Raw genomic sequence first — 20,988 nt, 5'->3', positions numbered from 1 at the left:
TCAGGCCCTCGTCGCTGGCAGCGAAGGCCTCGGCGTCGATCGGGAGGGCGTAGAACCGCCGCGCAGCCGCGAGCTCGGGCGAAGCCGGCCCCATCGCCCGCGAAGAATCTTTAAGTGGGGGGCGGACTTCTTGGTGGCGGCCTTCTTGGGCTTGCCTGCAGACTTCTTGGTGGCGGCCGTCTTGGTCTTGCTTGCAGACTTCTTGGTGTCGGCCTTCTTGGGCTTGCTTGCAGACTTCTTGGTGCCGGCCTTCTTCGCCTCGGCGGCGGTCTTCTTGTCGGCCTTCTTCGCCTTGGCGGCGGTCTTCTTGTCGGCCTTCTTCGCCTTCTTTTCGGCCTTGCGAGCGGCGGTCTTGGCGGCCTTCTTGGCCCTGGCGGCCGGCTTCTTGGCGGCTTTCTTGGCCTTCGCCGCGGCGGGCTTCTTGTCGGTCTGCTTCTTGGCCTTCTTCGTCTGCTTGTTTTTCTCGGCCTTGGCGGCGGACTTCTTGGCCTGCTTCGACTTGGGCTTCGCTTGCGGCATCTGCCGAGGAGGATAGTGGGCGCGCCCGCGATCGTCACCCACTCGATGCGCGCGTATCTGCGCCCCGGCGCGTGGCGGGGTAGTTCGAGTCTTCGACCGCTGCTCGCGGCGACGTGGTCGCGACCTTGCGATCACACGACCGCGAGCGCGGCGGCGATGGCCTGCTCGGCGGTGCTGGTGGTGCGCACCTGCGACAGGTCGAGGTCGAGGCCGACGAGGGTGCGGGCCAGCGACGGCCCGATGCCCGCGAGGACCACGCCGGCGCCGAGCAGCGACGCGGCGGTGCCGGTGCGCACGAGGGCCGCGGTGGTATCGACGTCGAGGTCGTCGGCGCCGGTGAGGTCGAGGATCACTGCGCGAGCGCGGCGCTCGCCGATCGCCTGCAGCACGCTGCTGGTCATCGCCGCGGCGCCGTCGCGATCGAGCTCGCCGACGATCGGGACCAGCAGCACGCCGGCGGCGACGCTGATGACCGGCGTCGAGAGGCGGCGGATCACCTGCTGCTGCAGCGCGAGCTGCACCGCGTGCTCGCGCAGCTCGGCCTCGCGGGCCCGCAGCTCGCTGACGTCGCGCCAGACCACCAGCATCATCGGCCCGCTCGGCAGGTTCACGGGGGTGAGCGTGACCTCGACCGGGAACAGCTCGCCGTCCAGGCGCTGGTGCAGCCACTCGAAGCGATGCGCGCCGCGCCGGCGGGCAGTGTCGTCCATCTCGATCGACTTCTCGCGCGAGAGCCGACCGTCGGGCTGGCGCTCGGGCGACAGCTGGGCGGGGTGCAAGCAGCGGAGCTGCGAGCGGTCGTCGCAGCGCAGCATCCGCAGCGCGGCGCTGTTGCAGTCGATGATGCCGGTGCGGTCGAAGATCAGGAGGGCGTCCCAGGAGTGCTCGAACAGCACCCGGAAGCGCTCTTCGGCCTGCGCCAGGGCGGTGAGCTCGCCCCGCAGGCGCTCGTTCTCGGCGCGCAGGGCCGCGAGCTCGTCGTCATGGGTGTCGGCCATGGGACGTCGACGTTACAAGTACGTCGTTCCCGCGGCCAGGCTCAACCTCGCGGAGCGCAGGCGCGCAGGGCCGCGAGGATGTCCCCGAGGACATGTCGGATCGCGCAAACGGCGGGCTCATCTGTGATGCGCCGCCGCAGCGGCCGCCTCGTCCCGTCGAGCGCGCGAGGCCGTTCGCTGCACGCCCGGTGGATCGCAAACCTCGCTGCCCCGAGCCGGTCGTCACAGGTGCGAAGGACCGTCGCCGGCGCGAGAGCGCGGGTGCCATCGGGCTTGCACACCTGCACGTGCGGCGACGGCGTAAGGACCGAGCGCGCCGGGGCCCCGCGACGCCGGACCGTGCGAGGCTTCGGGCTGAATTCGCCGTCCGTCGCGCATGCGCGCCGCGAAGGGCTGGTTCGACCTCGCGGCTGCCGTGCGTGGGCCGCTCGCACCGTCTCGCCGTGAGCCCGTGGGCGCGGACGTCGCGGCCCACGGCAGCGGGGACATGACCTCGAGGGCATGCGCCAGGAGACATGGCCTCATGCACATGTCTCCGAGGACATGGCGCGTCGCTCAGGCGCTGAACAGGGCGAGGGCGAAGCTGATGTCGTCGGAGGCGGGGGCGCGGCCGCGGTGGAGGGCGAGGCGGTCCTTGAGCTGGGCCTCGAACCACTCGAGGTCGGGCTTGCGGCCGGCGGTGCGGCGGATGTCGGCGACCATCTCGGTGAGGCCGTCGACGCCGAGGATCTTGTCCTCCTCATTGAAGCACTCGGAGAGGCCGTCGGAGTAGAGGAGGAGCAGCTCGCCGGGGCGCAGGCGGTCGGTGCTGAGCTCGAGCTCGATGTCGAGGAGGCCGATCGGAATGCCCTCGGCCAGGCGGAGCTCGCGGATCGTGCCGTTCGGGGTGACGACCATCGGCGCCGGGTGGCCGCAGCCGACGGCCTCGAGCGCGCCGGTCTTGGGGTCGATCAGCGCGGCCGCGAGGGTCACGAAGGTCTCGCCGCTCCAGGTGTCGAGCAGCTGGCGGTTCAAGGTGTGGACCAGGTCGGGCAGCGACATGCCCTGGCGCACCGCGAGGTGCACGGTGGTATGCAGGCCGGAGGCGATCAGCGCGGCGTCGATGCCCTTGCCGGCGACGTCCATGACGGTGACGAGGACCCGGCCGTCGCGGGTCGGCAACGCGTCGACGTAGTCGCCGCCGACGCCCTTGCACGGGGTGAAGCCGAAGCCGATCTGAAGTGACCCGGAGGACATGTCCCGAGGGACAAGTCGGGCCTGGATCGCGGCGGCGCGCCGCAGCTCCTCTTCGAGCAGGGCCTGGCGCTGGGCGGCCTCGCGGGCGCTCCAGGCGTCCTCGGCCTGACGGAACATGGCGGAGGCGAGCGAGGCGAGGGCCAGCCACTCGGCGGTGCCGTACTGGCCGGGGAGCATGACGTAGAGGACGTCGAGGTGCTCGCCGTCGCCGTGGATCGGGCAAGCCACGGCGGCGGTGGCCTGACCGCCGAAGACGACCGACATCTGGACCATGTTGTTCTTCGGCCCGGCCGGGCCGGAGCTGGCGAGCACGGGGGCGTCGCTGGCGAGCACGGCTTTGATGACGGAGCGGCTGATCGGCGGCTCGCCGCCGCTGCCGGTCGGGCCCGACAGGATCTCGGGGGCGCTGGCGTCGGAGCGGAGGATCCGCAGGACCACGGCGGCGTTGCCGTGGAAGTGCGCGCTCGTCAGCAGCTCGCACAGCTGGTACATCCGCTGGTCGGCTGCCCCTTCGGCCAGCAAGGCGGCGCTGAAGCCGAGGAGGCGCGAGAGGTGCGAGGCGTCGACCTTGGGCGGCCCCAGCTCCTGCAGGGTGCGCGCGGGGCCGAAGGCGCCGTCGGTGACGCTGGTGCGCGGACGCGCGGCGGGGCGCAGGGGCGCGGGGCCGGCGTGGAAGACGAGGTCGAACTCGTCGATGCGCAGGACGTCGCCGGACTGCAGGGCGCGCTCGCCGGCGACGCGGGTGCCGTTGACTCCCGTGCCGTTGCGGCTGCCGAGGTCACGCACGCGCCAGCCGACGTCGTCGCAGATCAGCTCGGCGTGCTGACGCGAGACCGAGGTGGTGTTGAGGACGACGTCGCAGTCAGGAGAGCGACCGACGACGACGCGTCGCCCGACGAGGTTGACGTTGGTGACGGGAGCCTGGCCCCGGCGGATCTCCAACCATCCGGCCACGGATTTACGATAGACCAAAGCGCGGGCGGGGGCGCGCGAGGTGGCCGCCGCGGCCGCTGGCAGCCGCGAACGGGCACCCGCCTGCGGGCCCTCGTGGCGGTGCGGGGTTCGCTGCACACGCGTGCGGGAGGGCAGGTCGTGACTTCGCGAGGGTCGCGGCCGCGGGTGGCTGCGGCGGTGGAAGGCGTGGCGGCGCGGGATGACTCGGGCGTGGGCGAGGTTGCGACGGAAGGTGTTGACGCCGGTGTTTGGCAGCGGCCTCACCGCGGCTCGGGGCGGGAGAGGTTGCGACGGAAGGTGACGCAGTGCTTGGCAGCGGTCTCACCGCGGCTCGGGGCGGGAGAGGTTGCGACGGAAGGTGACGCAGTGCTTGGCAGCGGTCTCACCGCGGCTCGGGGCGGGAGAGGTTGCGACGAAAGGTGACGCAGTGCTTGGCAGCGGTCTCACCACGGCGATGACTCGGGCCGAAGTTGCGACGGTGGAGCGTGGCGTGTCGCGGATGAAGTCGGCCGCGATGCCTGCGGAAAACTTCCGGGCTTCGCAGCTCGTCGTCGCGCCCGGTGCGTGATGCGAGCGGCGTGAGGCGGAGAAGCAGGAACGACTCCGCGGCGGGCCGCGAAGTCGTTCGTCGGAGAGGGCGAGGGTCGTCGCCCGCGTGGGTCACTTGCCCGGGGTCTTCGGGGCGAAGAACACCTGGCCCTGGGAGAAGGCGAAGGTGACCTTCATGCTCTTGAGCAGGGGCACGTTGATGTAGCCGCCGAGCTCGAAGCCGCCGAGCTCGACGACCTGGGCGAGGCCGCCGTCGGGCGGGGTGTTGGCGAGGACGAGGCCGCCGACGCCCTTGACGCCGAGGTCGCCGACCTTGGCCTGGTCGATGTAGACCATCTTGAGGCCGGCGTTGGGGTCGTCGAGTGGGTCGAGCTCGCGCGGCAGGTGGCCGCTCTTGAGGTAGTTCTTCTTCGCCACGGTGAGGGCGGTGCCGTAGGAGCCGCCGAGCCAGGCGTAGAACTGGGCCTCGGAGCCGTCGAGGGTGACCGGGACGGTCGGCACGAGGAACAGGTGGAGGTCGAGCATGAGCAGCTGCGCCGCGGTCGCGCCGGCGGGGGCGGCGGTCGGCGGGGCGCTCTGCAGCTCGAGCGAGGCGTTCGGGAAGTCGAAGGTGATCGCGCCGATCTTGCTCAGCACCTGGCGACCGAGCACGACCCCGGGCGTCTCGCCGAGGCCGAAGGTCGAGAGGTCGTCGACGATCGCCGGGATGTTGGTGATCTTGAGGTCGCCGAACTTGACCTCGGGGATGAGGACGATGCTGGTCTCGGTGTCGCTGCCGAAGGTCTTGATCTTGGCGATCTCCTTCAGCTTGAGCTGGTCGGCGAAGGCCTTGTGGATCCGCGCCTCCTCGCGCAGCTCGAGCAGCAACACGCGGGTGTACTCGCCGCCGACCGTCGCGCCCGAGTGCTTGAGCCCCTGGGTCGGATCGATCTGCAGGTCGGAGGTGCCCTTGGCGCCGTCGACCTTGGCCAGCTCGCCCTTGCCCTCGAGCGGCCGCATGAACGCGGCGTGGCTCTGCAGCAGCGGCAGGAGCGGGTTGTCGGGCTCGATCAGCTTGAACACCGCGTCGAGCGTCTTGACCGCGTTGGCGGCGTCGAGCTGGGCGTAGTAGCTCCACAGCTTGATCAGCAGCGGGTCGATCTGGTTCTGGTCGGCGGCGAGGATCGTGTCCTGCAGCTCGATCGCCGCCTTGTGGTCGCCCACGGCCTGGTAGTTGCGGCCGAGGCCGACGGCGGCGCCGAAGTTCTTGCGGTCGAGCTCGAGCGCCTCCTTGAAGGCCTTGGTCGAGGCGCCGTAGTCACCCGCGCGCCAGTTGGCCGCGCCGAGCACGGCGTAGGCGTCGGCGTTCTTCGACTCGGACTCGAGCGCCCGCTTGGCCCGCTCGCGCGCCGAGGCCCAGCGGCCGCTGGCGAGGTCCTTGTTGGCCAGCGAGACCAGCGTGTCGGCCTTGGCCGCCTTCTGCGCCTCGGCCCGCTTGCGGTCGGCCTCCTCGACGGACATGCCCTTCTCGCCGGGGGCGCTGGTCTCGCCCTTCTTGCCGCACGCCGCGGTGGTGAGGGTCAGGGCGAGCAGGCCCAACAGACCGGGGCGGAACAACTGGCGAAGCGTACGAAGGTCGCGCGACATGAACTCTCCAGCGCGGGGCACAGGGCGGCGCCGCGCCGGCGGAGCATACCCGCGGGGGCGGCCGTCCAGCAACGCCCCGGCGCGGGGGCCAGGGACGACGCCGCGGCGCAAAGGGCCACGGACCGGGCAGACGCCGGAGAATTCCCGATCGGTCAGGCGATCGGACCGGGTTCGGAAGGCGGGCTCGACGAGGGATCGATCACCCGCCGGCGCCGGTCGCGGCCGAGGAGCGCGAGGCCGGGGAGGGCGAGGACGAGGGCGCCGAGGAGGCCGAGCAGGTACATCAGGGCGCCGAAGCTGGCCCCGGGCCCGCGGAGATCGGCCGGACCGATGAAGAGCTGGAGGGCCAGAGCAGCGCCGAACTGAAAGCTGCCGACCTGGGCCGGACCCCCGGGCAGCTGGATGCTGAGGCCGACGACGGCGACGATCACGGCGGCCTCGCCGGCCCCGAGGTCGAGGCCGCAAGCCAGGAGCACCAGCCACAACTGCAGGAGGGTGATCGCCCAGTAGACGAGCGAGGCGCCGAGGAGGAAGAGGCCGCGGGCGCTGGTGAAGATCGGGCGCAAGGCGGCGGCGAGGTGGAACACGAAGTCGCCGAGGCGGGCGCCGAGGACGGGCCGCACGAGGCCGCCGAGGCGCTCGTGGTGCCGCGGCGGGGTGAAGGCGAGGAGCCCCAGGCCGAGCATCAGGCCGGCGAAGACGACGCCGGAGGCCAGGCCGAACCGCTCGACCGAGCCGACCAGGGCGGCGAACTCGGGGCTGAAGGCGGTCGAGAGGCCGAGGCCGAGGAAGAGCATGCCGACGACGAGCAGGCCGTCGAGCAGCCGCTCGCTGGCGATGGCGGCGATCGCCTCGGGCAGGCCGAGCCCGGCGACGCCGGCGCGCGCGAGGATCAACGGCCGCGACAGCTCGCCCAGCCGCAGCGGCAGCAGCAAGATGACGAGGAAGGAGACGAGGCCGCTGCCGACGAGCAAGTCCCGAGAGACAGGTGCGCCCGGGGGCAAGGCCCAGCGCAGCCGCACCGCGCGCGCGAGGCTGTAGGGGAGGTGCAGCGCGGCGGCCAGCGCGAACAGCTCCGGCCGCGGGAGGTGCAGGACGTCCGGCCACAGCGGGACCTTGCGCGAGGCGAGCCACAGGAGCACCGCGGCGCCGACGCACGAGGCCGCCCACAACAGGGCGCGACGGCGCGGCGGTGCGGGCTCGATCACGCCGGCACTCTACGGCGAGCGCGGCCCGCGGTGCACGCGGCCGGGGCGCGAGCGCCGTGAGTCAAGGCGGCGATCTCCATGTCGGCGGCGACAGAGATCGCCGCGACAGCGGATCTTCGCGTCGCATCGCCAAAGACGGAGCGCCCCGGCCGCAGAGGCCGGGCGCCGACATGTCCCTCGGGACATGTGTTTGACGAGGGTCACTTGACCGTGAGGTCGATGGTCGGCTCGCCCTCGGCGTCCTTGCCCGGGGTGGCGACGACCGTCTGGCCGGGGCGGATCTCGTTGCTGAGGATCCGGGTGGCCAGCGGGTCGAGCAGGGCGTTCTGCAGCAGGCGCTTGAGCGGGCGCGCGCCGTAGGTCGGGTCGTAGCCGCGGTCGGCCAGCTGGCGCTTGGCCTCGGGCGAGACGTCGAGGTGGATCTCGCGCTGGGCCAGGCGGTTCTCGATGCGCGCCAGCTGGATGTCGAGGATGCCCATCATGTCCTCGCGCTGCAGCGACTTGAACGAGACCACGCCGTCGAGCCGGTTGAGGAACTCGGGCCGGAAGTGGCGGCGCAGCACCTGCTCGCGCGCCTGCTCGAGCGCCTTGCCGCCGAGCCCCTCGGCGGCGAGCTCGCTGCCGATGTTGCTGGTCATGAGGATGATGGTGTTGCGGAAGTCGACCACGTGGCCCTGGCTGTCGGTCAGGCGGCCGTCGTCGAGGACCTGCAGCAGGAGGTTGAACACCTCGGGGTGGGCCTTCTCGATCTCGTCGAGCAGGACCACGCTGTAGGGCCGGCGGCGGATCGCCTCGGTGAGCTGGCCGCCCTCCTCGTGGCCGACGTAGCCCGGCGGCGAGCCGATCAGGCGCGACACGGAGAACTTCTCCATGTACTCGCTCATGTCGATGCGCACGACGTGGCGCTCGTCGTCGAACAGGAACTCGGCGAGCGCCTTGGCCAGCTCGGTCTTGCCGACGCCGGTGGGGCCGAGGAACAGGAACGAGCCGATCGGGCGCGCCGGGTCGGACAGGCCGGCGCGGCTCTGGCGGACGGCCTGGGCGACGCGGTGCACGGCCTCGTGCTGACCGACGACGCGGCGCTCCAGCACCGACTCCATCTCGACCAGGCGTGCTGCCTCGCTGGCGAGCATGCGGCTGACGGGGATCCCGGTCCAGCGGCTGACGATGCCGGCGATGTCCTCGTCGGTGACGACCTCGCGGACGAACGAGTCCTTGGTCTTCGCCGCCTCCTCGAGCTTGGCCCTGGCGTCCTCGCGCTGCTTCTCGAGCGCGCGCATGGTGCCGTAGGTCAGCTCGGCGACGCGGTTGTAGTCGCCGGCGCGCTGGGCCCGGGCGGCCTCGTTCTTGACGTTCTCGATCTGCTCGGAGAGCTCCTTGATCTCGCGCACGCGGTCGCGCTCGCCCTGCCAGCGCGAGCGCAGCCCGGCGACCTCCTCGCGCAGCGAGGCCAGCTCGGCCTCGACCTCGCCGATCCGCTTCTTCACCGGCGCCGACTTGTCCTCGCGCAGCAGCGCCTGGCGCTCGATCTCGAGGCGGGTGATCTTGCGCTCCCGCTCGTCGATCGGCAGCGGCACGCTCTCGACCTCCATCTTCAGGCGCGCGGCGGCCTCGTCGACCAGGTCGATCGCCTTGTCGGGGAGGAAGCGGTTCTGGATGTAGCGGTGGCTGAGCTTGGCCGCGGCCACGATCGCGGCGTCCTGAATCCGGATGCCGTGGTGCGCCTCGAACTTGTCGCGCAGGCCGCGGAGGATGGCGATCGTGTCGTCGACGCTGGGCTCGTCGATCATGACCGGCTGGAAGCGCCGCTCGAGCGCCTTGTCCTTCTCGATGTGCTTGCGGTACTCGTCGAGCGTGGTGGCGCCGATGCAGCGCAGCTCGCCGCGCGCGAGCGCCGGCTTGAGCATGTTGGCGGCGTCCTGAGCGCCCTCGGCCTTGCCGGCGCCGACGAGGGTGTGGAGCTCGTCGATGAAGAGGATGATCGTGCCGTTGGCGGCCTCGACCTCCTGCAGCACGGCCTTGAGGCGCTCCTCGAATTCGCCGCGGTACTTGGCGCCGGCGACGAGGGCCGCGAGGTCGAGCTGGAGGAGCTTCTTGTCCTTGAGGCTCTCGGGCACGTCGCCGGCGGTGATGCGCTGGGCGATGCCCTCGGCGATCGCCGTCTTGCCGACGCCGGGGTCGCCGATCAGCACGGGGTTGTTCTTGGTGCGGCGCGACAGCACCTGCAGGGCGCGGCGGATCTCGACGTCGCGGCCGATCACCGGGTCGAGCTTGCCGGCGCGCGCGGCCGCGGTGAGGTCGCGGCAGTACTTCTGCAGCACCTCGTACTTCTGCTCGGGGTTCTCGTCCTGGACCGTCTGGGTGCCGCGGATCTCCGCCAGCGCCGACAGCAGCAGGTCGCGGCTGCCGCCGAGCTTGGCCAGCAGCTCGGCCGCGCGGATCTTCTGCTTCGTCGCCTTGGTGCTGAAGCAGGCGAGGATCAGGTGCTCGGTGCTGACGAAGCGGTCGTGCAGCTGCTCGGCCTCGGTCGCGGCGAGGTCGAGCAGCTCGCGCAGCTCGTGCGAGGGCGGCGGCTGGTCGCCGCCCTGGACGCGCGGCTGGCGGCCGAGCTCGGCCTGGATCGCGCGCAGGACGGCGGCGCCGTGGATGCCGGTGCGCTCGAGCAGGGGCAGCGCGAGGCCGCCTTCTTGCTGAAGCGAGGCGAGGAGGAGGTGCAGGCTGGTGGTCTCGGGATGACCGAGCTCGCGGCTGATGGCCTGGGCGTGCGCGAGCGCTTGACGGGTCTTGAGGGTCGCAGTTTCGGGGTTGAAGACGGCCATGGGGGTTCCTCGGGCGGGCGTCGACAAAAAGACTTGGGGGACTGCGGGTAGCCTGGGCTCGCGTGTCAAAATGGCAACGCGACGGCTCGCGTGCGTCGGCGTCACGAGACCTCACGCGCCGGCCGCACTTGCGCGAGCCCCTGGCCGGGCGCAAGCTTTGGGCTTTGCGCGCGCGGTGGCAGTTGCGGCCGGCGAGGTTCCCGGGCAGCTTCAAGCGAGCCATGGCTCGCGCTCCTGCCGTCGTCGGTCCGCTTTTCGCTCCGCTGTCGGCTCCCTTGCTGGGGGTCGTGCTCGCGGTTTCTTGCGGGGCGCCGGGGCCGAAGCCGGGCGCGTCGGGATCGAAGCCGGACGCGCCGGTGACCGCGTCGACGCCCGTCGCGGCGAACCCGCCGGCGAGCGCGGGTCCGGGGTGCAAAGCGACGGCGAGATCGTGTCGGCGGTGAAGTGGATCGAGGGCGATCTCGAGGCGGCGCTCGCCGCGGCGAAAGCGGAGGGCAAGCCGGTGTTCGTCGACGTCGGCGCGTACTGGTGCCCGCCCTGCCGCGAGCTCGAGGAGAAGGTGTTCACGCGCGACGATGTCGGCGCGGCGCTGGCCAAGTACGTCGCGCTGCACGTCGACGCGGAGAAGGGCGAGGGCCCCGAGCTGGTGGCGCGCTACAAGGTGCAGGCCTATCCGACGCTGCTGGTGCTCGACGCGAGCGGGGTCGAGAAGGGCCGCCTGGTCGACGCGATGGAGCCGCCGGCGCTGCTCGCCGCGCTCGAGAAGATCGCCGCCGGCGGCGACGTGCTCGCCGAGCTCGAGCAGAAGGTCGCGGCCGCGCCCGACGACCTGCAGGCGCGCTACGAGCTCGGCGTCGCGTACGCCCTGGCGGCCAAGCGCGCGCAGGCCGAGGCGGAGTTCGAGCGCGTGGTCGCGGGCGACCCCGACAACGCCAAGGGCCTCGCGGCCAAGGCGATGTCCGACCGCGCGGCCTTCCTCGTGGCGAAGCTCGACGGCGACTCCGAGCGGGCGATCGCGCTCTACAAGGAGCTGCAGCAGAAGTACCCGGCGGCCAAGGAGAGCGTCCGCGCCTTCCGGGCGATCGGCCGCGAGCTGCACAAGCTCGGGCGCGACGACGAGGCGGTCTCGAGCCTCGAGGCGATGGTCGCGAGCGACCCGAACAACGACGAACTCAAGAGCTCGTTCGGATGGTTCGCCTTCCGCGAGCGTTGCGGCCAGGCGGCGGCGCTCGAGGCCGTCGACCAGGCGGCGGCGAAGCAGCCCGAAAACGCCGAGCTGCACTACTTGCGGGCCGAGCTGCAGCACCAGCTCGGGCGCGGCGCGGAGGCCGTGGCGGCCATCCGCGAGGCCGCCCGCCTCGAGCCCGAGTCGGCCTTCTACAAGCGCCAGGTGCGGCGCTTCACTGAGGTGTCTGGAGGGACATGATGGCGATGACCACCGGCATCGTCGCGCTCGCGACCGCGCTCGCGCTGGCGGCGCCCCCACCGCCGCCGAGCGATCCCGAGTCGTTCGGCGGCTATTACGCGTTCGGCGAGAACCGCGAGCGCGAACCGGTCGACGGCCACGAGAAGGTCGTCACCGGCTCGATCATCATGCCGCTGGGCCTGCTGCGGACCGGCTTCGGCGTGGCGATGTACGTGATGGCCTCGCCGCAGTACTGCAACCGCATCTACGGCAGCAACGCGACCGACCAGACGTGCCGCGGCCTGCAGATCTACGGGCTCGTCGGCGTGGGCATGGGCGGACTCATGGCGGTCACCGGGGCGGTCTTCCTCGCGTGGGGCCTGACCCAGCGGTCTCGGCACCAACGCTGGATGCGGGACCACGGCATGGCGATCGCGCCGATGATGTCCCGAGAGGTGCGCGGACTTTCGTTCGGCTTCCGCTTTTGAGGCCGCTGCGGGCGCGCGACGGTTTGCGCGGCCGGAGCGTTGCGGCGCCGTGACGTGCCCGCGCTCGGGCGTGCATTTGCAGCGGCATCGGGCCCGGATGCGCCCGCTATCGGGGTCGGGCCGACGTTCGCGCCTCGCGCCGCGCAGATCTGCACTTCGCAGGAAAGCTGCGACGGGCCGGCGCGATCGGTATAGTGGCCGTCACGGACGCCCGGACACGGCCCGTGCTTCGGTGTCCAACTCGACGGGCCCCCGTCCTCGACCCTCATTTCACCCAACTCTCGAAGGAACCTTCCGCTTATGAAGCGCGCGTTGTTTTCTAGCCTCGTGGCTGTCGGCCTGGTCGGCTGCGGCGACGATGGCAAGCAAGTGGACACCACCGCCAGCAGCAATTCGATGACGGGCATCATGACGCTGCCGGTCACCACGACCGACCCGTCGACCACGACCACCGCGGCGGACCCGACCACCGAGGCGGTGCCGACCGGCACGGCCACCATGTCCACCGAGACGGAGACGGGCAACACCACGTTCGACCCCAACGACTGCGGCGAGGCGGTGGTCGACATCCCGGTGGTGACGCCGAACGTCATGCTCGTGCTCGACAAGTCGGGCTCGATGGTCACCCCCGACAAGGGCTACTGGGACCACGACGGCGACGACGCCAACGACGACGGCATCCAGGACGCCGACCCGATGATGATGGCGGCGGCGACGCCGAAGATCACGCGCTGGAAGTCGCTCTACAGCGTCGTCGACTTCATCACCGGCACGTTCGAGAACTCGATGAACCTCGGCGCGGTGCTGTTCCCGTCGAAGATGGCCGCCTCGGCCTACAACGCGACGGCCTGTCCGGTGAACATGACGCCCGAGGTGGAGATCGCGCCGATGAACGGCCAGGCGATCCTCAACGCCATCCCCGGCGCCGAGGAGACCGACGCGACGATCAAGGGCGGCACGCCGGCGACCAAGGGCGTCAAGGCGGCGCTCGCCGAGCTCGGCACCATCCAGGACGGCCAGCCGCAGTTCATCATCCTCGTCACCGACGGCGCGGCCAACTGTCGCGAGGACGCGGCCAACAACTCCGAGCTGTTCGAGCAGTACGACGAGAACCTGCCGGCGGTGGTCGGTGACGCGTTCGCCAACCTCAACATCCCGACCTACGTCGTCGGCATCGCCATCAAGGACGAGACCAGCCCGACGGCCAACGACGGCAACCCGGACGCGACCAACGCGTACTCGAAGCTCAACGAGCTGGCCGACATCGGCGGCCGTCCGCGCGAGGGCGACGTCAAGTTCTACGACACGCAGAACCAGGTCGAGCTGCAGATGGCGCTCGAGGAGATCTCGATGCAGATCCTGAGCTGCACGATCACCCTCGACCCGGTGCCGAAGTACCCCGACTACGTCGAGGTCAGCGTCAGCGGCACGGCCTACGGCAACACCCAGGTCGCCAGCTGCGACGGCAGCGAGGACGGCTGGATGTTCACGACGCCCGACAAGAACGAGATCATCCTGTGCGGCAAGGCCTGCTCCGACTTCCAGATGAGCGGCGTCCTCGACGCGCAGTACCGCTGCCCGAACTCGGGCTAGCGCGCCGCGCGGCGTGACGGGGCGTGAAGCTCCGCCCGCGCCGCCCGGGTCTCAATCCACGACCGCGGGGTCGCCGAATCGGCGGTCCTGCGGTTTTCCGTTTGGGTCGGCGCGCGCGCCCGCTCAGGGCTCGGGGTTGAACTGGGCGCAGGCCGAGACGACGTCGTCGAGCACGCCGCTGAAGGTGGCGGCGAGGTCGCCCTGGCAGATGTTCTGGAACAGGCCGCGCTCGCGGAAGCCGCGGGTGATCGTGATGATGCGGCGGCCCGGGGCGGCGTCGCCGTAGACGCCCTGGCACACGGTCTCGGGCATCTCGAACACGCCCTGGCCGCCGGCGATGGCGAGCACCACCAGGCGGTCGAGGTCGCCGCCGACGGCGTCGACGATCCGCTGGCGGATGGCGACCGAGGTGGAGAGGACGAAGTCGTAGGTGTCCTCGTCGGTGAGGATGACGATGAACAGCAGCGAGTCGTCGCGCAGGAAGCCGGCGTTGGCCGGGTCGTGCAGCGCCTCGGCGAGGTTGTAGTAGGTCATCTCCTCGGTGCCGCTGCGGGTGGCGGCGACGCAGGCGAACTCGTCGGCGAAGCTGTCCGAGGGGCCGACCAGCCAGCGCTGCCCCTCGGGCAGGCCGCAGGCGGTCTCGGGGCTCTCGGGCATGGTCGGGAAGTCGCGGTGGGTGTGCATGGCCGTGAAGCCCTGCTCGCTCGAGACGACGCCGACGTGGAAGTCCTCGACATCGGTGAGCTCCTCCAGCAGCGCGTCGGTGAACTCGGCCAGCACCGGCGGCATGCCGTTGGCGCCGCGCAGCGCGTCCTGCTCCTCGTCCATGCTGCCCGAGCCGTCGATGGCGAACAGCAGGTCGATGCGCTTGCAGCCCGTCGGCGGCATCTCCGGGTCGGGCGCCTCGTAGTCGAAGTCCTCGCAGGTCTTGACCGCCAGCGGGGTGAAGTCGGCCAGCGCCGCGACGTACGCGGTCTCGGACTTCTCGTAGTGCCGGCTCTTGTCGCTGACCGCCAGCGAGAACATGTTGAGCTCGGGCGCGCCGTCGCCGTAGGTGAACGCCGACACGCGCCGGCGGTCGCCGTCGCCGACCAGCCGCAAGTAGGCCTCCGAGGCCTGGCCCGGCTGGGCGTACATGTTGGCCTGCTTGTCGTCGGTCGCGGCCACCAGCATCGCCAGACCCGTGGCCCCGGGCGCCGGCCAGTCGTCCCGCTCGAGCACCGGGAACATCAGGCCGGAGAACATGAAGTTGCCGACGTCGAAGTCGCTGACGTAGACGTTGAAGCGGTCGAGCGTGCAGCGCAGCGCCTCGACCGCCCCGGGCGCGACCTCGCCGCCCGCGCCGAACACGAGGATCGGGTCGTCGGCGGCGTTGCCCGCGGCCGTGAGGCAGTCGGTGGTCGCCATGAACTCGGTGCCGACGTTGGGCAAGATCCGGACGGTGGCGCCTGTCTCTTCGACCAGGTTCTCGAAGTGCTCGACGAGCGCGTCCTGCTCGTTCGCGCCGTAGATCTTGGCGCTCGGGTGCAGCACCAGCGAGACGTCGATCTGGGCGCAGAAGGTCGGCGCCGGCGGGCCGCCGGTGTCGGTCTCGCCGCCCGTGGTGGGTACGCCGGTGGTCGGCGCGGGCCCGGTGGTCGCGGCGGTGAGGTCGATCCCGCCGCTGCTGCCGGTCGCGGCGGCGCTGTCCGTCGCGGCGGCGCTGCCGTCGCCGCAGCCCGGCAGCGCGAGGGCCAGGGACACGGACAGCCAGGGGTGGGCGCGAGGCATCGTCTGCTCCGAGCAATAGGCGATGTCGCGGGGGCTGTCGAGCGCGTGCTAGCGTTCGCCCATGTCCGCCGCGTCCTCGCCGGTCCAGGGCCTCGACCCACTGCGCCGCCGGCTCATCGAGCGCCTGCCGAAGGCCGAATTGCACCTGCACCTCGAGGGCTCGGTCGAGCCGGAGCTGGCGCTCGCGCTCGCGCGCAAGCACAAAAAGCCGCTCCCCGGCGACGAGGGCGGCGTGGAGGGCCTGCGCCGCAGCTACGTGTTCAAGGACTTCGGCGAGTTCGTGCGCATGTACCTCGCCATCTCGGCGTGCCTCACCGACAAGGAGGACTTCGCGGCGATCGCCGTCGACCTCGCGCGCAAGCTCGCGGCCGACAACGTGCGTCACGCCGAGGTCACGTTCACGCCGATGACTCACGTGGGCCGCGGCGTCGCCGGCGACACGCTGCTGGCCGGCCTCGCCGAGGGCCGCGCGCGCCCGGGCCGAGCACGGCGTCGAGCTGGCGTGGGTGTTCGACATCGTCCGCCACCGCTTCGCCGAGGGCGCGCCGACGCTGGCGCTGGCGCTCGAGGGCCGCGAGGTCGGCGTGATCGGCCTCGGCTTCGCCGGCCCGGAGTCGCCGCAGTGGCCGACCGCGCCGTACGCCCCGCTGTTCGCCAGGGCCCGCGCCGAGGGCCTGCGTTCGCTGCCCCACGCGGGCGAGATGGACGGGCCGTCGAGCGTGTGGAGCGCGCTGCGCGAGCTGGGCGCCGACCGCATCGGTCACGGCGTGCAGTGCCTCGCCGACCCGGCGCTGGTCGAGCACCTGCGCGAGCACCGGGTGCCGCTCGAGGTGTGCCCGACCAGCAACCTGGGGATCGGTCTTTATCCAGGTCTCGCCGAGCACCCGCTTCCGCAGCTGCTGGCTGCGGGCCTGCACGTCTCGCTCGCCAGCGACGACCCGCCGATGTTCGCGACCTCGCTCGGCGAGGAGTACCGCCGCTGCGCCGTCGCGTTCGGGTGGGACGCGGCCCAGATCGCCGCGCTCGCGCGCAACAGCGTCGAGCACAGCTTCATGTCGCCTGAAGCCAAGGCGCGGCTGCTGGCCGAACAAGCTGCCGTGCTCGCCGAACTTCACCCCTTCGGCGACGCCCGCGAGAGCGAGTAGGCGGCGCTGCGCGATCGCGTTCGCGAGCCGGCGGGGCGCCCGCCGGATCGCTGCATTCGCGTGCCTGTCCTGCGGAACGACGGTTCGGTTATTCTCCGGCGCCCGGCAGCGATGCCAGGAGGACGTATCAGCGACGACTCTCATGACTCCGAGCCCGAGGCGGTCTCGGTCGTGATCCCGCGGATCGAGCGGATCCACGACCTGCTCGCGTCGATCTCCCTCGACGAGTTCGACCCCGCGGCCGACCTCCTGCCGCTCGCGCATCAGGACCGCTTCGGCGCGCTCGAGGAGACGATCAACCTGTTCGCGCTGCAGCTCGACGTCACGGTGCGCGAGCACCGGGGCACGATCTGCGAGCTCGAGGCGTCGCGGCGCGAGCTGCAGGACAAGCTGACGACCATCGAGGAGCAGGCGCGGCGATCCGGACGATGTCGACGCCGGTGGTCGAGCTGTGGGACGACGTGCTGGCGCTGCCGATCGTCGGCATGGTCGACTCGCGCCGCGCCGACGAGATGATCGCCGACCTGCTCGAGCGGGTCACGCAGGCGCGGGCGCGCTGCGTCATCATCGACCTCACCGGCGTCGAGCTGGTCGACACCGCGACCGCGGGGCACTTCCTGCGTTTGGTCGCGACCACCCGATTGGTCGGGACCTTCTGCGTCATCACCGGGCTGAACCCGCGGCTCGCCGCGGCCATGACGGAGCTCGGCGTCGACCTGGGCGGCACGCCGACGCTGGCCACGCTCAAGGACGGTCTCAAGGCCTGCTTCGCCCACCTCGGCCGCGTCGCGGCCCGGAGGTCGCAGTGACCCAGTACGTGCCGATGGCCCCGAACATCACGGTGTACGGGCAGACGACCAGCGTGTTCATCGACGTCCTCAAGCCGTTCGCGGTGCTGCAGAAGGCGATGCTCGACGCGCTCGGCGTCGACCAGCTTGACCCGCACGCGTGGTACCCGCAGGAGCTCATCTTGCGCGCCTATCAGAAGGTCGACTACGTGCTCGGCGGTCGCGGGCTCGAGCGGTTCGGCCGGCAGGTGCCGCCGCTGGTCGCGTTCCCGCCGGGCATCGACGGCGTCCACACGGTCCTGTCCAAGCTCGACGTGACCTATCACCTCAATCATGGCCGCGACGGCGTCGTCATGTTCGATCTCGCCACCGGTGAGATGACCGACGGCATCGGCCACTACACCTACGAGCGCGTCGGCGAGCGCGAGGCGCTGATGCTCTGCGACAACCCGTACCCCTGCCGCTTCGACATGGGCCTCGTGCACGGCTTCGCCGGCCGCTTCGAGCCCGGCGTACAGGTCACGCACGAGTCCAGCGAGTGCCGGGCCAGGGGCGGCGACAAGTGCCTCTACCGGGTGTCCTGGTGAGGTGACGGGGCGGGCGTCCTGGTACAGTGCGGCGGATGGTGCGTCGCCTCGCCCCCCGCTGGTTCGCCCCGCTCCTCGCTGCCCGCTGGCGCTCGCCGGCTGCGGGACTGAGAAGTTCGAAAAGACAGGTCCGAAGGAGCAGGTCGAAGCGCCGCCGGCGGCCCGCGCCGAGGAGCCGACCGAGCCGCTGCCGGCGCTGCGGACCGGCACCCTCGCGCCGGCCGAGCACGCCGAGCTCAAGGGCGCGATCGCGGCGTACCGGGTCGAGGGCGAGGTCGAGTACGTCGAGGTCCGGCTGCCCGTCACCGGCGACGACCTCTCGCTCGACTGGGACCGCCTGCACGTCGAGCTCGACGGCGCCGGCCCGGGTCACGTCGGCGTGCTGGCCAACGGGACAGGTGCGACCGAGGCGATCGTGCTGGTCCGCCGGCCGAAGTCGGCGGCCGCGCCCGAGGCCGTGCGCGGGCGCTGCTGGCCCGCCGCTGGCAAGACGGGCGCAACGAGTGGGTCCGGGTGCCGTTCGGCGGCGCCGGTCCGGCGAAGCAGGCCGACGACGCCGGACTGGTGGCCCGCTGGGCCGAGGCGCTGGCCCACGTGCTCGGCGACACGTGGACCGAGCCGCACCCGTGGAAGCAGTTCGCGGCCGGACGGATCGCCACCTGGCTCAAGAAGCAGCCGGGGGCCAAGGCGATCGCCGGCTCCGACCTGCTGCGCGACCGGCCGGCCCGCACCGACCTGTCGCAGCTGATGGACACCACCACCGGCGTGATGTCGATGCAGGAGGCGCTGCAGCACGACCGCGGGCTGCGCCTGTCCCGAGATACAGGTCCGCGCACGGTCGCGCTGGCCGACCTCAAGCCGCCGCCGCTGGCGGCCCACCCGTTCGCGGCGATGCAGGCGGCGCTGCCGAACCCCGGCGGCGGCACGGCCGAGCCGCTGGCCGCGGCGACGCCGGCGGAGTTCTGGTACGCCCGCGTCGACGACGTGCGCCTCCTGCTGCGCCTGCTCGACGAGGCGGACACGTGGATCACGCCGGTCGTGCAGATCTTGCAACAAAACCCGGAGGACCGCGGCCTGACGGCGCGATACCAGCGCCAGCTCGGGCTGCGCCGCAGCGACCTGGCGAAGCTGTTCGGACACACGGTGGTGGGCGAGGTGGCGATCGTCGGCAGCGACCCGTACCTGCGCGAGGGCACCGACGTGACGCTGATCTTCGCGCTCAAGCAGCCGGAGGTGTTCGACGCGGAGCTGAGCCGCCAGCTCGACGGCTACCGCGCCGAGGTCGCGGGGATCGAGGCGACCACGGTGAAGCTGGCCGGGGTCGACGTCCAGCGCGCGGCCGACCCGCACGGCCAGGTCCGCCAGCACCGCGCCCGCGTCGGCGACCTCGCGTTCGTGTCCAACAGCCCCGGCGCGCTCGCCCGCGTGCTCGCGGCGGCCCAGGGCCAGGCGCCCCGGCTGGCGGACGAACCTGACCTGAAGTACATGCTGGCCCGCGACCCCGGGACCCACCAGGCGCTGGCGTTCCTCAGCGACAAGTTCATCGCCGCGGTCGTCGGCCCGCAGCAGAAGATCCTCGCCGCCCGCCGCCAGGAGGCGCTCGCCGAGCTGCTGGTGCCCGGCTACGCGGCGCTGCTCCACGGCTGGCTGTTCGGACATGCCCCGAAGGACACCAAGGAGCTGACCGCCGCCGGCCTGCTGGCGGCCGATGAGCTCAAGCACGTCGGCGGCGAGGCGATCGCGTTCACGCCGGGCGAGGCGGCGCGCTCGAGCTGGGGCTCGCCCGCGGCGCTGACACCGCTCGTCGACCTGCCGGCGGTCGAGAAGGTCAGCGAGGCGGAGCGGAACGCGTACGACAACTTCGCCCTCGGCTACCAGAACTACTGGCGGCAATTCATCGACCCGGTGGCGATCCGCCTCGACGTGCGCGACGAGGCCGAGGGGGCGATCGCCGACGTCGACGTGCGGGTGCTGCCGCTGATCTCGGCGACCGACTACAGCCAGATCGAGAGCGTGGTCGGCAAGTCGCGGGTGACGGTGACCGCGAGCGACCGCGGGCTGCAGGCGGTGTGGGCGGTGGGCCAGGACAGCCAGCTGCGCCGCGACATGGACCAGCTGATGCGCACGCTCACCGGCAAGGGCGATGTCGGGCTCGGCTGGCTCGGCGACTGGGTGATGCTCGGCCTCGACGACCGCGCCGGCCTGGTCGGGCTGCTGTCGCAGTGGGACGACACGGCCCAGCTGCCGCCGAAGCGCGAGCGCAACCAGTTCGAGGACCTCGAGCTGTGGCGGCAGATCGGCAAGTTCCCGGGCTACGCGATCGCCGAGGTCAAGAACCCGACGATGCTGGTGGCGACGCTGGCGGCGATCAAGACGACGTTGGAGTCGGTCGCGCCGGGCATGGTGGCGTGGGACCCGGTGGCCCGCCACCGCGACCTGCCGATCGTGCGCATCGGCGTCAATCCGGGCGCGCCGCTGCTGCCCGACAAGGCGATCGCGGAGGCGTTCGGGATCCACTACGTGCAGACCGGCTCGGCGATCGTGGTCGGCCTCGACCGCGCGACGGTCACCCGCGTGATCGACGACCTGCTCGACGGCCGCCTGCCGAAAGTCGGGGCCGCGACCGACCCGCAATTCGTGGTGCAGACCCGCACGGCCGTCGGCGCACCCATGTGGACGGCGCTGCTGTGGATGCTGCAGGGGCAGGCGAACACCGCGAGCAAGTCGGCGCTGCGCTCGGCGGAGATCTTGCTCCGCGGCGACCCGGCGGCGACGCAGTGGCCGGAGGGGCTGGCGCAGCTCGGGCTGCAGTACTTCGGCTTCGCGCCGCTCAACGCCCACGGCACGCCGGAGTTCACGCTCCGCCCCGAAGGCGCGGCCGACCCGCTGCAGGGCTCGGCGATCGCCCCGACGTTCCCGCCGCTGCCGATCGCGGGCTCGCCGATCGATCGGCTGATGCTGCGCCTCACCGCGGTCCGCGGCGAGGTGGCGTTCGACAAGGAGCCCGAGGCGGCCGGTCCCGACGCCCGCTCGCTGCGCACGAAGTTCTCGCTCCACCTCGGACCGGCGCCGAACTGACCTGTCCCTTCAGGCAGGTTCTTGCGAGCGGGCTGTGGACGCCGCAGCGGCCCGCTCAGCGCGTTCGGCTGTTCCTGCAGACCGGTCGAGCGGGCCCGGCGAGCCGGGCCCGGTCTGTCTCGCGGTCGGCGTCGCCCGCCTGACCGTTCGGACAGGTCGAGCGGGCCCGGCGAGCCGGCCTGCCCTGGGGCCCGGGCCTTTCACCGGCCGGCGTCGCCCGGCTGT

Annotated in this window: 14 protein-coding genes and 1 pseudogene; 8 read left to right on the top strand and 7 right to left on the bottom strand. The window is 71.7% G+C overall.

Annotated features, from left to right (window positions below; all coding sequences use genetic code 11):
* From OV079_RS33410 to clpB, 6 genes are all read right to left on the bottom strand, one after another.
* Entirely contained in the window at positions 1 to 519 is a 519-nt protein-coding gene (locus tag OV079_RS33410) for a hypothetical protein (RefSeq protein WP_267773295.1), read from the bottom strand.
* A 131-nt stretch (positions 520 to 650) separates the two neighbouring features.
* On the bottom strand, positions 651 to 1,517 hold the full coding sequence (locus tag OV079_RS33405; RefSeq protein ID WP_267773292.1) for a PAS domain-containing protein: 867 nt from the start codon (positions 1,515 to 1,517) through the stop codon (positions 651 to 653).
* A gap of 555 nt (positions 1,518 to 2,072) precedes the next feature.
* Positions 2,073 to 3,707, bottom strand: coding sequence for a SpoIIE family protein phosphatase (locus OV079_RS33400; protein ID WP_267773290.1), 1,635 nt, complete (start codon positions 3,705 to 3,707; stop codon positions 2,073 to 2,075).
* 660 nt (positions 3,708 to 4,367) lie between these two features.
* Positions 4,368 to 5,852, bottom strand: coding sequence for a tetratricopeptide repeat protein (locus OV079_RS33395; protein WP_267773289.1), 1,485 nt, complete (start codon positions 5,850 to 5,852; stop codon positions 4,368 to 4,370).
* 182 nt (positions 5,853 to 6,034) lie between these two features.
* Positions 6,035 to 7,090 (bottom strand): lysylphosphatidylglycerol synthase domain-containing protein, encoded by a 1,056-nt coding sequence (locus OV079_RS33390; RefSeq protein ID WP_267773287.1) that lies wholly within the window; start codon positions 7,088 to 7,090, stop codon positions 6,035 to 6,037.
* A 200-nt stretch (positions 7,091 to 7,290) separates the two neighbouring features.
* Complete coding sequence (gene clpB, locus OV079_RS33385; protein ID WP_267773285.1) at positions 7,291 to 9,909, bottom strand: ATP-dependent chaperone ClpB; 2,619 nt, start codon at positions 9,907 to 9,909, stop codon at positions 7,291 to 7,293.
* A gap of 439 nt (positions 9,910 to 10,348) precedes the next feature.
* Here clpB and OV079_RS33380 point away from each other — a divergent pair, with 439 nt between their 5' ends.
* From OV079_RS33380 to OV079_RS33370, 3 genes are all read left to right on the top strand, one after another.
* The gene (locus OV079_RS33380; RefSeq protein ID WP_267773284.1) at positions 10,349 to 11,335 is read left to right on the top strand and encodes a tetratricopeptide repeat protein; all 987 of its coding nucleotides are present in this window, start codon (positions 10,349 to 10,351) and stop codon (positions 11,333 to 11,335) included.
* Positions 11,332 to 11,802: a hypothetical protein gene (locus OV079_RS33375; RefSeq protein WP_267773283.1), complete on the top strand. Its 471-nt coding sequence runs from the start codon at positions 11,332 to 11,334 to the stop codon at positions 11,800 to 11,802. Before OV079_RS33380 ends, OV079_RS33375 begins: the two co-directional genes overlap by 4 nt.
* Before the next feature lie 300 nt (positions 11,803 to 12,102).
* A complete protein-coding gene (locus OV079_RS33370; protein ID WP_267773281.1) occupies positions 12,103 to 13,395 on the top strand; it encodes a vWA domain-containing protein in 1,293 nt (430 codons plus the stop codon).
* Positions 13,396 to 13,518: 123 nt separating this feature from the next.
* Here OV079_RS33370 and OV079_RS33365 read toward each other — a convergent pair whose 3' ends face one another.
* Entirely contained in the window at positions 13,519 to 15,138 is a 1,620-nt protein-coding gene (locus OV079_RS33365) for a hypothetical protein (protein ID WP_267773279.1), read from the bottom strand.
* Between the two features lie 88 nt (positions 15,139 to 15,226).
* On the opposite strand from OV079_RS33365, the pseudogene add reads away from it, so the two are divergent.
* From add to OV079_RS33340, 5 genes and pseudogenes are all read left to right on the top strand, one after another.
* Positions 15,227 to 16,310 (top strand): annotated as a pseudogene (gene add / locus OV079_RS59015) (adenosine deaminase).
* A 171-nt stretch (positions 16,311 to 16,481) separates the two neighbouring features.
* On the top strand, positions 16,482 to 16,826 hold the full coding sequence (locus OV079_RS33355) for a hypothetical protein (protein ID WP_267773278.1): 345 nt from the start codon (positions 16,482 to 16,484) through the stop codon (positions 16,824 to 16,826).
* Positions 16,751 to 17,119 (top strand): STAS domain-containing protein, encoded by a 369-nt coding sequence (locus OV079_RS33350; RefSeq protein WP_267773277.1) that lies wholly within the window; start codon positions 16,751 to 16,753, stop codon positions 17,117 to 17,119. Before OV079_RS33355 ends, OV079_RS33350 begins: the two co-directional genes overlap by 76 nt.
* Positions 17,116 to 17,685: a hypothetical protein gene (locus OV079_RS33345; RefSeq protein ID WP_267773276.1), complete on the top strand. Its 570-nt coding sequence runs from the start codon at positions 17,116 to 17,118 to the stop codon at positions 17,683 to 17,685. Before OV079_RS33350 ends, OV079_RS33345 begins: the two co-directional genes overlap by 4 nt.
* 564 nt (positions 17,686 to 18,249) lie before the next feature.
* Entirely contained in the window at positions 18,250 to 20,763 is a 2,514-nt protein-coding gene (locus tag OV079_RS33340) for a hypothetical protein (protein WP_267773275.1), read from the top strand.
* Positions 20,764 to 20,988: the final 225 nt, after the last annotated feature.

The organism is Nannocystis pusilla (assembly GCF_026626665.1).
Lineage (GTDB): Bacteria > Myxococcota_A > Polyangia > Nannocystales > Nannocystaceae > Nannocystis > Nannocystis pusilla.
This window is presented reverse-complemented; position numbering and strand designations above follow the sequence as displayed.

Coding starts and splice junctions, on each gene's coding strand:
- OV079_RS33370 (WP_267773281.1), top strand. CDS start 12,103: ATGAAGCGCGCGTTGTTTTCTAGCCTCGTGGCTGTCGGCCTGGTCGGC.
- OV079_RS33375 (WP_267773283.1), top strand. CDS start 11,332: ATGATGGCGATGACCACCGGCATCGTCGCGCTCGCGACCGCGCTCGCG.
- OV079_RS33410 (WP_267773295.1), bottom strand. CDS start 519: ATGCCGCAAGCGAAGCCCAAGTCGAAGCAGGCCAAGAAGTCCGCCGCC.
- OV079_RS33405 (WP_267773292.1), bottom strand. CDS start 1,517: ATGGCCGACACCCATGACGACGAGCTCGCGGCCCTGCGCGCCGAGAAC.
- clpB (WP_267773285.1), bottom strand. CDS start 9,909: ATGGCCGTCTTCAACCCCGAAACTGCGACCCTCAAGACCCGTCAAGCG.